Here is a 12,719-nt window from a genome sequence, read left to right on the forward strand (position 1 = left end):
GCAACGGCGCCACACTGCGGCCGCCGGCGGACAACGTGCGGACGCCCGGATCCGTTCACCAACGGGAGCTGTATCGGAAACGTCCGGATGGTGACCTGTGACCCATCAGATTGGTCAGTCGTACACACCTGAACGTCGTTCAACCCCCATCGATCAAGCCTTTCCCCGCCATCCCACGCCCCCTAGATTGGTGCGGTGCCGGCCAATTCCGCGATATCTCGGTCACAGACGCACACGCCGTCGATCGGTCGGGGCAACGCGGGCCGTGCGGACACCGGAGCGTCGAGAGAAGACCGGACCGGCAACGCGCCGGACCGGAACCTGTTTGTCTGCCCGTTCCTCGACGCTCCGCCCCCACCTCGACAGGGCCACCGGACCGCCCCGTACCACCCGACGGGGTACCGGGACCCAGGAGCGGACCGCTCCTCTTCCGGCCAACGTCCGCGGAAGAGGAGAAGGAGCCGATGGCGTTGCCGAACGACGAGCAGGGCCATGGACATGTCCGCATCGATCACGGAGGCTGACAGTGCAGGCGCCCGGTGACTCAGGCCGACAGATCTTCCCCAATCCGGCTGTCCTCGCGGGCACACATGGTTACCACCCGCTGGCGACAGATGCGACCGCCATGCTCGCGACCGGGCTCTTCACTGACGTGCTGGCTCTCGGCGCCGATCTGCCCGACCCTCCGGCAACGGTCAAGCGGGTGAGACAGATCGTTGCACCGCCGGTCAGTCTGCCTGAGGGGATCTACTGGTTCGGTGGCCTGGATCCGGCTCCGCTGCTCGTGGTCACGTCGGGTGCGATGCCCGGCGTGGGGATGCGCCAGCCGGCCGCAGAGGTGGCCGATGACTCACCCGTGGCCTCCGCGCTGGGCTGGTTCGACCACCTCTGGGAAGACGCCTGCGAGGTACCGCTGCCCCTGTTCGCCGTCACCGACGAGGTGATCACCCGGGCCGGGCAGGACGGCATGATCAAAAGCCGCCAGTTCGCGCACGGTCGATGGATCTACCAGGTCTTCGCCGGCAGCCGCATCCAGCGGATCGACGAGGAGGCCTTGTCGCCCAAGCCGACAGTCGACTCTCCCGATGCGTGGGTACGCACCGCACCAGCCCCCGCCGAGCGTCTCGCGGCGACGCTGACCAGGGCGAAGCTTGAGAAGCAGTTCACCGACACGGTTTTCTCGTTCCGAGCGACACGCACCATTTTCCGGCCGTACCAGTTCAAGCCGGTGATGAAGTTGCTGAGCACAGGGTCACTCCGGTTGCTCATCGCTGACGAGGTCGGCCTCGGCAAAACCATCGAGGCCGGACTGTTGTGGACTGAACTCGATGCCCGCAGGCACGCGAACCGGGTGCTCGTCGTATGCCCCTCCGCGCTGCTGACCAAGTGGCAGCACGAGATGCGTGAGAGATTCGGGTTCGAGTTGACCGAGCTCACCGGTGCGGGACTGGCCGACCTCAAGGACCGACTCGAATCGGATCGCCTCCCCCGGAGGATGGCCTGGATCTGCTCGGTGGAGCGGCTACGGGCGTGGAAGGGACTGGCCGACATCGAGCGGCTGGATCTCCAACTGGACCTGGTGATCGTCGACGAGGCGCACGTCTTCCGCAACACCGGAACCAAGAGCCACGCTTTGGGCGAGTTGTTGTCCCGCTGGGCGGACGCGTACGTCTTCCTCTCCGCCACCCCGGTGAACCTGCGCAACAACGATCTGTACAACCTCCTCGAACTCCTGGTACCCGGCGAATTTCAGGACCTGGCGGACCTGCAGGACCGGATCGAACCCAACAAGGTGCTCAACCGCATCACGGGCTCGCTGCTGGACACCTCGGTCAGCAACACCACACGTCGGCGGTGGCTGTCGGAGCTGTCGGGCAGCGCCTTCGGCCGCGTCATCACCATGCGGCCCGAGTTTGTCCTGCTCGGCGGGATCCTGGAGCAGCCCCACCTGTCCCCGACCGACGTGGTCCAGGTGAAACGGATCTGCAGCGAGCTGGGCGGACTCTCGGCCCAGGTCACCCGCACCCGCAAGATCGAGGTTCAGGAGAACAAGTCTGTACGGGAGCCACGCCCCGTCCATGTGCGTTGGACCCAGCGTGAGCACGACTTCTATCAGGCGTACCTGCAGTGGTGCGTCGAGCGTGCGAGGGTCAAGGACACGCCGCTGCACTTCGGCATGCAGATGCCGTTACGCCTCGCGGGCAGCTGCCTGCCCGAGGCGGCAGCACTCGTCCTGACTTCGTGGAACACCGCCGCCGTACAGGACGAGGTGAACACCGCGGCGAAGCCGGCGGTGGCGGTACGGGGTCCGGATGTGCCGCCCTCGCGACGGTTGCGGGATCTGGCAGCCGGCATTGACGTGGACACGAAGCTCGAGCGGCTCCTCGACGTTGTCGATGGCCTCGTCCGTCAGGGCAAACAGGGACTTGTGTTCACGTTTTCCCGTCGGACGTTGTCCTACCTCGAGCGGCATTTACGCGGCCGTTGCAGGGCCGCCGTTCTGCACGGCGGGGTAGGCAGGGATGACCGGGCCAGGATCATGGCCGATTTCCGGGCCGGCGGATACGACATCGTCGTGGCCACCAAGGTCGCGAGTGAGGGCCTGGACTTCGAGTTCTGCTCCGTCCTGGTCAACTACGACCTGCCGTGGAATCCGATGGAAATCGAGCAGCGTATCGGCCGGATCGACCGGATCGGCCAGTCCGAGCAAAAAATCGTGATCATCAACTTCACCACACCCGGGACGATCGAGTCCGACATCCTCGAGCGGGTGATCGCCCGGATCGGAATCTTCGAACACGCCATCGGCGCACTGGAACCGATCGTCGAGAGCGTATGGCCCGATGTCGAGTCCTGCCTGCTCGACTTCACCCTGACCCCCGCCCAGCGCAAGCAACGCACCCAAGAGTTCATGGCGGTGATCGCAGAGCAGAAGCGGGCAGCCCACGAGGTCGAATCGGCGGCGCCCCACCTCATATCAAGTGACGGCGTCGACATCGAGGGCCTCGAACCCGACCTGCTGGCCTCCGGCCGGTATGTCGGGCAACAGGAACTGGCCCTACTGGTCAGTGACTGGGTGGAAAGCTACGGCGGACGCTGCCGGATCCGTGGCGACCACGTGACCGTGAGCGGCAACAGTGAGCTCGCCGGCCACGTCCGTGACCTCACACGACGCGGCGACAAGACGAGGTCCGAGGTCGACCGGATTCTCAGCGACCTGACGCAGCAACAGCCGATCCAACTCTCCCTGGACCAGGAGGCCTCCCGGACCAGCGGCGTGCCACTCCTGACAGCCAACCACCCCTTGGTACGCGCAGCATTGAATGTACCGGGCCACCGGCAGACGAGATTCTCAGCGATCACGATGTCGGCGCAGGAGGCCGGGACAGCGCCGGGCACCTACCTCGTGCATCTGTGCATCGCCACCTGGAACGGAATCAGGCCGCTGCACGAGGTCTGGACCGTCACCGTGGACGCCCGCACCCTGCAGGTCGCCCCCGACCTCGGCGACCGGCTGATGGCGGCTGTCGCAGCCGGCAACCTGAAGCCCGCCTGGTTCGACGGATCGGTCGACCTGCAGCCGGCGCTCGAGATGACCAGTGACCAGGTGGTGCGCAGGCATCTCCATAGCCAGGACAGGTTGGCCGCCGAGAACGCCGCGTTCCTCGCCTCCCGACGACTCAGCATCGAACAGGTCCATCAACGGCGGATACAGGCGCTGGAGTCACGCATCGCCACCCTGCGCGCCCGTGGCAGGGACCGGGTCGTGCCCCTCTTCCAGGCCCAGCAACAACGGGAGGACAATCGCTATGCGGGCCTCCTGCAGGACATAACAGCGCGGTCGACAGCCATGCTCAGCACCGAAGACCTGGCCGTCTGCGTAGTGGAGGTGCAGTAGGTGACGAAGATCAGCGACGAGGAACTCGCCTTCGAGATCGCCACCAACAGAAGCTACCTGCGGGCGCTGGAACGGCGGCTCGCCCGGAAGAACCCGGAAATCGCCGTCACCGCGAACGAGCGCTACATCGACAATGTCCCTCGCGGTGAACGGGCAAGCATCGGCCCCCTATACGGTCGAGTCGGCCTTGCCGGCCCGGACAGGGATCTGGGGGTCGCCTTCTACATCGGTACGCGGTACCTCAGCAGTGCGGACTGGGACTATCCGGTCATCAACTGGGCTGCACGGGCAGCGAAGGCGTTCTTCGACCCGCACACCGCCCATGAATTCGACAGAGACGTGGTGGTACGCCGGACACTGACAGCGCGCGGTGCAGAGGTGGTACACGCCTCCGACGACTGGGCCGTCGCGGTGCCGGCCGACCAATCACCTTTCAAGGCAGGAAAGCTGCACATCCCCCCGCCGCCACAGCGGCAGCCCAGGCGTCATACCAGCTCAGCGCCGTCATCTGCCCACACCGCTGCGTCAACAGACCACCCCGCAGAACAGGCGACCAGGACCCGGCAGGCCGGGCCGACCCGCCCGGAGCCCAGAGCCACGAGACCGAGGAAGCGAGCATCACCGGTTACTCCTGCACCTCGTCGGGCAGTCGTGGCGGGAGAGAACACCCCAGGCAGGCTTCCACTGCCGCGCAAACCAGCGGACCTGGCAACATGGCAACCGGACGCACCGCTCGTCGTTTCGTTCGGGGAGGACCACCGGGCAGACCCCGAAGGGATCGCGGCCGTGCGCGCGGTCGACATCCTGCGGCACCTGGCCCACGAACGACGGCGGGTGCTCGTCGTATCCGCATGGACGACTCAGCTGCCGAAGATCGTCCGCAGGATGCACACCGCAGCAGCACTCGTCGGGCTGCCAGCCGCTGACATACCCAAGATCATAACCACCGTGCATGACACCGACTGGCTGGCCGGACTCGCCGGATACCCCCGCTTCACCGACACCCGAGAACCAGATGCCCTTGACGTGGGCCTGTACATCAGGGACATCGTGGAGCAGGCCGTACAGATCTGTCGCCGGCGCCTGGGGTGGACGCAACGCAACGTCGCACTGTCCGCGAAGCTCGAGGTCGCCTACGAGGTGATCCGGATCGGCGGAGCGCCCACTGAACCCCTGAAGCTGGGCAGGTACTCCCAGGAGTGGATCGCAACACTACCGCCGTTCAAAGCCGCCTGGGGGCAACGGCGGTACCTCGGACTCTTCGCCCAGCTGGTCACCTCACTCACAGGCACCGACAGCCAGGAGCACTACGGCCACGTCATCGTCCACGGTGAACATGAGCTCTCCAGCCTGTCCTGCGCCGTCCTACGAGCACACCACCCCACCGCGCAGTGGACGGTTCTCACCGATCTGACCAGCCCAGGATCAACGGGCATCGACCGTCGCCGGACGGTCAGCATGGTTGAACGCCTCGGCCTCACCGACAGAAGTGAACAGATCGACGTGATCGCCGTGCGCGGCACCAGACTGATCAGACACACGATCCCCCTGCCCACCCCGAAAGCCGCTCCGGCCACGCCACCCGGAGTCCACCACCAGACACCCCACCGCCGACCGAAATCGGCCGGGCAGAAACAGCGGTCCATCTCAGCGGCCGTCGACCTCGAAAACGGGATGCGCGCCGTCGACGCCGTACATTACGCCCTGAAGGCGCCTCGGACAGAGGCGATGACCTCCGTACTTTCCACCCTCCAACCCGACCAGTATCGCCTGGTGACCCAACCGCCGACGATGCCTCTGATCATCCAGGGGCATCCGGGCACCGGAAAGACAATCATCGCGGTGCACCGTGCGGGCTACCTGGTCAACGAGGAGACGACGAGGAAGGGCCCCATCCCCCGGGTACTCCTGCTCGGACCTACCGAACAGTACGTCCGTCACGTCTCACGGACGGTCAGGGAGCTTGATCCGACCGGAGCCATAACCGTCAAGTCACTTCCCGAGTGGCTCGCCGAAATCGCCGGTCTGGGCACCACCGATGTACAGCCGGGTGAGGGGACAGCCGAGGACGTCGGCAGCTTCATCGTGACCCTGGCGAACAAGGCGGTGCGGGAAAGCCAGGATCGACCAGGAGGGAAGACGGGCCGTCCGACCGACATGGTCAAGATGACATACGAGGCCCTCCGCAGCAGCAACGATCCACACAAACAACCACAGACCAGTCAGGCAGAGCAGCAGTGGATCCAGTCGCTTCCCCCCTTCCCGAAGGCCTGGGGAAAGCGCCGATACCTTCCACTCTTCGCGCAACTGGGCCTGCTGCTCAGCACGAAACGCTCCAAGTACGACCACATCGTCGTCGACGAGGCCCAGGATGTTTCGGAACTCGAATGGGAGATCATCCAGGCCCACAACGCCGGCGGACGATGGACGATCGTCGGAGACCTGAACCAACGGCGCCGACTGGACATCAACCACCTTGACTGGCACGAACTGGCGAAACGGCTACACATACTCCCCGACGCCAAGCTGTTCCAACCCGAGGTCGTGGAACGCGGATACCGCTGCACCCAGCCGATCCTCGACTTCGCCAACCGCCTGCTACCGGCCACCGGGAACCAACCATGCTCACTTCAGAACCAAGGGCCTGAACCATCCGTCATCCGAACCAGCACACCCGGCAAGCGTGACCTCCGAGCCGTCGGTGAGGCGAGCAGACTGCTGGACTCATACCCTGGCGGAACGGCAGCAATCATCACCACCGACCCGGAAGCCATCGACAAGCTGCTCCTCGCCGACGGGTGGCGACGCACCCACACGGCAGCCACTGCCGGCGACTGGACCCGAGAGGAACGCCAGCTCGCCGTCCGCACGCCCGAGTCGGCAAGGGGTGTTGAATTCGACGGGGTCGTGGTCGTGGAGCCGCGCTACTTCGTACGACAGGAGGAATTCGCCGGGACCCTGTACACGAGCCTGACCCGGGCCAACCGGGAACTCGTCGTGGTACACAGCAAACCTCTACCTGAACCGCTAACAGCACGTTGACCCGACGCTTACTCCAGCGAGAATCAGCCAGCAGCCCCATCCGATGCGCCCTAGCGGGAATGGTCCAGGCATTCGGAATGGCAGTCCTCGCGCCGCACCAGATTCACTTGACCTTCGGTTTGCCCGCCATGACGATGGCAGCGATGGATGATGCGACAACGTTGCGCTTCGGGTGCCGGCGTCGGTTTGGCCCACATGTCGTTCTGAGTCCTGTCTGGTCGGCTGGAAGGGGATGCCCGTGCCTCGTCATCCTGAGACGATGATCGTGCCGAACGCTGTTCTCGCCGAGAGACGTGCCGGGCTGCTGTCGCCTCGGCGGCCTGGGCAGCGCATGTCCCGCGCCGAGCTGGCCGACGCCATCAATGCCGCCTTGGACCAGCTCTACCCGGGCCGGAACCTCGCCGCTGACTATGTCGACCATCGGTGGGTCGGCAAACTGGAACGCGGGGAGCACCGCTGGCCAAATGAGCAACGCCGGGCTGGCCTGCGGCATGTTCTCGACGCCGATACCGACGTCGAACTTGGTCTCTACAACCCGCGGCGCACTGGTGGCCCGTCGTCCTCCGATCAGCGGCGATATCGGCGAGGCACGGGCACGGCAGCGCACACCACGGCGATCCCCGCAGTGGGTGTTGCTGCGCCCGATCGCGAAAAGCACGATCGGTTTCCCGACGAAACGGATATCGTGATGGCTGAGGCAGACGGGCATGAGCGGCATGGCCACGTCAGCCGCCGCGTTTTCCTACAGGTGCTTCCTGCCGGTGTGGTGGCGTCACTGGCAGACACCGATGGGATGGCTACGCGGGCGGCAGCGGTAGATCCGGCCGTCGTGGACCATTTCGCGGCGCTGCGGTCAGTGCTCGTGGAGTCGGACAACCGGGTGGGAGCGGCAGCGGTCTTACCGACTGCCCGGCAACAGCTTGACCATATCGCCGGTTACCGCCGAGCGACCCGAGGCGTTCTGCATGACGCGCTGTTGAGCACCCAAGCGCGGTGGGCAGAGTTCGCTGGCTGGCTCAGTGACGACCTAGGCGATCGGAAGGCCGGTGCCTGGTGGCTCGCCCAAGCGTTGACCATGGCCCAGGAAGCCGGCGACGTCGAGTTCACCGCCTACGTGTTCGCTCGTATGGCGCAACGGGCCGCCGACGCCGCTGACCAGGACCGGGTACTCGGCCTCGCACGCGCCGCCGAACGTGCCGGCAGTTACCGGGAGCAGGTTAGGGCTTTCGCAGCTGTGCAACGTGCACACGGTCACGCTATCGACGGCGACACCGCCGCCTTCCGAACTGCCATCGACGATGCCCAGCACCTCTCCGCCACGACGGCTGCCGATGAGCACGGTCTCGGTTCGTTCTGCACCACCGCGTATGTCAGCGCCCAGGAAGGCGACGGCTGGCTTCGGTTGGGCCGTCCCCGTACCGCCGTCCGCTGCTTCAACCGGGCCCTGGAAGAGTGGCCGGATTCTTACAAACGCGAGCGGGGCCACTACCTGGCACGTGCCGCCGCCGCCCACGCCGCCGCCGGCGAACCCGCGCCGGCTGCCGACGCTGCTCTCGCCGCGCTCAACCTTGCCCGCCTCACCAGGTCGACGCGCATCCGCTGCCAGATCAACGTCGTCAGCCGGCAACTCGCGGCCTTCTCCACCGAGCCCGCCGTGCAGCGCTTCCAGACCGCGCTGACCACATCCCCGGCGACCGCATGACCGACAGCCGCCATCCCGCTCACCGCGTTGACGTCACCTTCATCGGCCGGGCCAACATCGACCTGACCATCCAGGTTCCCCACCGTGCCCGCCCCGGCCGCACCGCCAAAGGCTCTCCCTTGACCGTCAGCGCCGGCGGCAAAAGCCTCAACCAGGCCATCGCCGCCGCCCGCCACGGCGGACGCGCCGCGTTGATCACCAACGTCGGCGCCGATACCTGGGGCCACCACATCACCGCAACCCTGTCTGACGCCGGCGTCGACGTACGCCACGTCCGGCTGGTCCCCGACGCCAGCACCGGCGCAGCTGTCATCGAGGTCACCCCCGACGGCGAAAGCTACGTAACCCTCGCCCTCTCGCCCGCCACGGAACTGACCGCCGACGACATCGGCCACGCGACCGCAGGCCTCACCACACACGCAGTGGTCGTCCAGCTTGACCTGCCACCCGAACCCGTAGCCACGCTACTGATCCACCGCCGCGCACCGATCGTCATCGGCAACCTCGTTCCCCACCCCCACCTCGACCTCGCCCTTCTACAGCACCTCGACATCCTCGTGGTCAATCACCACGAAGCCGCCACCATCCTCCAGACGAGCACCGATGATCCTGTAGACGCCGCAGCCGCACTACGACGCCTCGGTCCCCGTACCGTCATCGTCACCGCAGGCCACCACGGCGCCGCCTACTCCCATCCCGACGGATCCGCCACCGTACCCGCACCCACCGTCCACGCCCTCGACACCACCGGAGCCGGCGACGCCTTCCTCGGTAGCCTCGCCGTCGACCTCGCCCGCAACATCGCGCTACACGACGCCGTCACCACCGCCGTCCAGGCCGGCTCCCACACCGTCCAACACGTCGGCGCCCACACAGCGGCTCACAAGACCTGATACAGCAGCGGCACCGGCACCGTCATGACCCGGACCTGCGCGCAGGCCGATGCGTGGTTGCGTGTCGATCGGGAGCGTGGCGGCGCGTTGCCCACTCATGCATCAGCCCGTGCCCTGCTACGGATCCCGGGTTCCCGTGCTGCCAGGCATGTCGCGGCTACTGACCGTCGCCTATTCTGTCCGGATGGGTGAGCCGGCGGATGACCTTGGCCGCCTTGATGCCTTCACCTACCTGACGGTGCCTGAACGCGGCGTCTACCTCGCCATCATGCGTCTGTTCACGGCGTCGCTGATGACCGACCTCTCCGCGCAACAGGTGGTCGAGGAACTCGCCGCCCACGAGATCGACATTTCCCTCGACACTGCGGTGAGCCGCTTGAACCAGCTTGTCGGGTGGGGCAACCTGCTGCCCAGCTCACACACGGTGCGCGTCAAGAGTATCGAGGAGTACCAGCGCGCCCGGTCCCGCTATCAACTGTCTTCCGCTCGGCGAACGGGTGCAGCGGCAGGCCGATGAGGTGCTCTTGAGCGCGGACGCCGCCCGGGAGATCAGTCGGGAACTGCTGGGCCTGCTCACCGCCGGTCTGGGTGACCTGGTGGATCGGGTCGAGCAGCCGGGCGGCGTCGATGCCGGCACGGCTCGCGAGGCGGTCGCCACGATCTTCGCCCAGTTCTGGGCGTTCCGTGACTCGGTACGCGACTTCTATGCCTTCCTCGGGCAGGTCCTGGCCCGCTATGACCTGGACAGCGCGGAGTACCGAGGCTTCAAGGATCTGCTCCTGGACTACGTCGAGTCGATCACCGAGGAGATTGTGCTCCTCGCGCCACGCATCGACCGTCACCTGCACCGCCTGGGGCCGCATCTGCCTGCTCTGGTGCATGTCCTGCGCGAAGGTGGGCTGGCCGGGGCCGCCGCCGACCTCGGCGTTGCCGTACAACGCAGCCGAGGTCACGAGCTCGCTGACTGGGCTGCGCTGCGGGCGTGGTTCAGTGACGTCGACGGTCGTCGCAGCGAGGTCACGCAGCTGCGCGATGCCACCATGCGGGCCCTGCAGTCGCTGCTGGCCAACGCGAAACGGATGGTCCTTCCACCGGCAACGGTGCCTCTCGCCGTCGGGAGCTGCTGCGGTTGGCGGCCTGGCTGGACACCGCCGATGAGGAGACGGCCGCTGATCTGTTCACCTCGGCGTTCGGCCTCTACCCTGCCCGGCACCTCGGTCTCGCCGCCGAGGCGCAGGTGGTGGTGCCGGCGACGACGAGTTGGTGGCCGGCGCCTGCCGTGCAGGTTCCCGTCGCGCTGCGCGAGCGTGGTGGGAGGGCGCCGCGCGGACGTGCTTCCGCAATCGCCGACCGTAGCGGGCAGAAGCAGGCATTGATCGCACAGGCTGCCGCTCTTCATGAGCGGCGGGTCTTGGCCGCAGCGGAGTTGCTGTCCGCCGCCGCCGATCTGGGGGCGGTGCGTCTGTCCGCCCCGGCCATTCATCTGCTGCTCGAACTGATGGCGCAGGCTCTCGGTGCCGGTGATCCACTGCTGGGCAACGCGGTGGCTCTGGTCGTCGATCTGCATCTGCGCTGCGAACTGTTGAGCAAGCCGCGCCACGTGTTGACCCTACGTTCGGCTGTCGGTGATTTCACCGCCCAGGACATCGAGATCTCGATCATTCGCCTGGAGGACACCGATGGCTGACGAGCACGACATCGCGCTGGCGGTCGAGCGGCGCCGGGCGGTGCGGGCCCTGCTGTCCGCGCCGTTGCTGCTCGCCACCGATGATGATTTTCCGTTGGTCCGTCGGCATGCCGAATGGTTGAAGAGCTGGTTCGGTAACTTCCTCGGCTACCGACTGGTGGTGGAGGCCGGTTTTGCCCGGCTGTTCAAGCCGGGCCTGGGTCCGGGGCGGGGTCGACCGCTGCTGCGCGCCAGTGGGCCGTTCACCCCTCGCATGTACACGTACCTGACGCTGGGCGTAGCGGTGCTGCTCACCTGCCCTGAACAGGTGCTGTTGTCCCAGCTGATCGCTGATGTTCGGGCGGCGGCGGTGGAGGCCGGCATCGCACTCGGTGACGCTCAGCGGCCGACCGAACGTCGTGCGCTCAGTGCGGCGTTGCGGCAACTGGTGTCCTGGCAGGCGCTGCGTGAGGAGCAGGGGACGGTCGCCGGTTACGCCGACGATGACCGGGCGGAAGCCCTGCTCACCGTCAACCGTGACATCGTCGCGCACCTGGTGGCGCCCCACCGGGCCGCAGCGGTACCGCTGCGGAGTTCGTTGGTGCTGCCGCCGAGCCCGGTCCGGGCGGGACCCGCCATGCGGTACGGCGGCGGCTGACCGAGCAACCGGTGGTGTACCTCGACGAGCTGACCGCCGCGCAGCGGGCGTGGTTGCGTCGGGAGCAACGCCGAGAGGAGCGGTCGTTCCTGGAGTACGCCGGTTTGCAGGCGAAGCTGCGCGCCGAGGGTGTCGCCCTGCTCGACCCCGACGACGGACTCACCGACGTGCTCTTTCCGGGGGTCGGCACGGTCGCCCAGGCCGCGCTGCTGACGATCACTGCGTTGGTCGAGCAGTTACGTCCGGCCCCGGGGCGGCTGGTGATCGGGGTGCCCGTACCCGAGCACGTGCTGGAGGGGATTCTGGCTGACCTGGCCGACCGTCATGCCCGGCGGTGGGCGGGCCGGTATGTCGAGGATCTGTTGTTGCTGCGAGAGGCGGTCGTCGCGTTGCTCATCACCATGGGGCTGTTGGCGCCGTCGGCGCCGACGGTCGCCGACGCCGAATCCACCGAGACCATCGCCGCCGAGCGGGCGGTCGATGGGCGCGCTGCTCGCGGTGACAGCCCCGAGGGCGGCCTGGTGCTGCTCGCGGCCGCGGCCCGCTACGCCGCGAGCGAGGCGGTGCGGTCATGAGCAGCACGGCCGTCGCGGCACCCGGGACGCAGGTCGCGGCATCGCATCCGCACCGGTACCGCCTGCACCGCGCGGGGATCTGCAACATCTGGCAGTACGACAAACCAGGTGTTCCAGTTCGAGCAGGGCCGGCTGTTGCTGCGCGGGAAGAATGGCGCCGGGAAGTCTCGGATCTTCCACACGATCCCATTGAGCCATTCCGCGCAACGGTTTGATTACCTGTAGTGATCAGGTGGTGCGGGCGTGTTCGGTGTGGAGCAAGACGAGCGCGGCCGCCACGATCTT

At 66.8% G+C, this 12,719-nt stretch carries 7 protein-coding genes and 2 pseudogenes; all 9 read left to right on the forward strand.

Annotated elements, in window-relative coordinates:
- Window positions 1-526: 526 nt before the first annotated feature.
- Window positions 527-3,898 (forward strand): helicase-related protein, encoded by a 3,372-nt coding sequence (locus AB0M35_RS28050; protein WP_363749126.1) that lies wholly within the window; start codon window positions 527-529, stop codon window positions 3,896-3,898.
- Window positions 3,899-6,940 (forward strand): AAA family ATPase, encoded by a 3,042-nt coding sequence (locus AB0M35_RS28055; RefSeq protein WP_363749128.1) that lies wholly within the window; start codon window positions 3,899-3,901, stop codon window positions 6,938-6,940. It abuts the gene before it with no gap.
- Window positions 6,941-7,199: 259 nt separating this feature from the next.
- The gene (locus AB0M35_RS28060) at window positions 7,200-8,642 is read left to right on the forward strand and encodes an XRE family transcriptional regulator (RefSeq protein WP_363749130.1); all 1,443 of its coding nucleotides are present in this window, start codon (window positions 7,200-7,202) and stop codon (window positions 8,640-8,642) included.
- Window positions 8,639-9,535: a PfkB family carbohydrate kinase gene (locus AB0M35_RS28065; protein WP_363749132.1), complete on the forward strand. Its 897-nt coding sequence runs from the start codon at window positions 8,639-8,641 to the stop codon at window positions 9,533-9,535. The genes AB0M35_RS28060 and AB0M35_RS28065 overlap by 4 nt, the downstream gene beginning before the upstream one ends.
- A 184-nt stretch (window positions 9,536-9,719) precedes the next feature.
- Complete coding sequence (locus AB0M35_RS28070; protein ID WP_363749134.1) at window positions 9,720-10,052, forward strand: DUF2397 family protein; 333 nt, start codon at window positions 9,720-9,722, stop codon at window positions 10,050-10,052.
- Window position 10,053: 1 nt separating this feature from the next.
- Window positions 10,054-10,557: pseudogene (locus AB0M35_RS28075) on the forward strand (DUF2397 family protein); the annotation flags it as partial.
- A gap of 107 nt (window positions 10,558-10,664) precedes the next feature.
- Window positions 10,665-11,222: a DUF2397 family protein gene (locus AB0M35_RS28080; protein ID WP_363749136.1), complete on the forward strand. Its 558-nt coding sequence runs from the start codon at window positions 10,665-10,667 to the stop codon at window positions 11,220-11,222.
- Window positions 11,215-11,859, forward strand: a complete 645-nt coding sequence (locus AB0M35_RS28085; RefSeq protein ID WP_363749138.1) for a DUF2398 family protein — start codon at window positions 11,215-11,217, stop codon at window positions 11,857-11,859. The genes AB0M35_RS28080 and AB0M35_RS28085 overlap by 8 nt, the downstream gene beginning before the upstream one ends.
- Window positions 11,844-12,434: pseudogene (locus AB0M35_RS28090) on the forward strand (DUF2398 family protein); the annotation flags it as partial. The gene AB0M35_RS28085 and the pseudogene AB0M35_RS28090, both read left to right, overlap by 16 nt.
- Between the last annotated feature and the right edge of the window lie 285 nt (window positions 12,435-12,719).

The sequence above is a fragment of the Micromonospora sp. NPDC051196 genome, assembly GCF_040682415.1.
Lineage (GTDB): Bacteria > Actinomycetota > Actinomycetes > Mycobacteriales > Micromonosporaceae > Micromonospora.

Coding starts and splice junctions, on each gene's coding strand:
- AB0M35_RS28060 (WP_363749130.1), top strand. CDS start 7,200: ATGATCGTGCCGAACGCTGTTCTCGCCGAGAGACGTGCCGGGCTGCTG.
- AB0M35_RS28085 (WP_363749138.1), top strand. CDS start 11,215: ATGGCTGACGAGCACGACATCGCGCTGGCGGTCGAGCGGCGCCGGGCG.
- AB0M35_RS28070 (WP_363749134.1), top strand. CDS start 9,720: ATGGGTGAGCCGGCGGATGACCTTGGCCGCCTTGATGCCTTCACCTAC.
- AB0M35_RS28065 (WP_363749132.1), top strand. CDS start 8,639: ATGACCGACAGCCGCCATCCCGCTCACCGCGTTGACGTCACCTTCATC.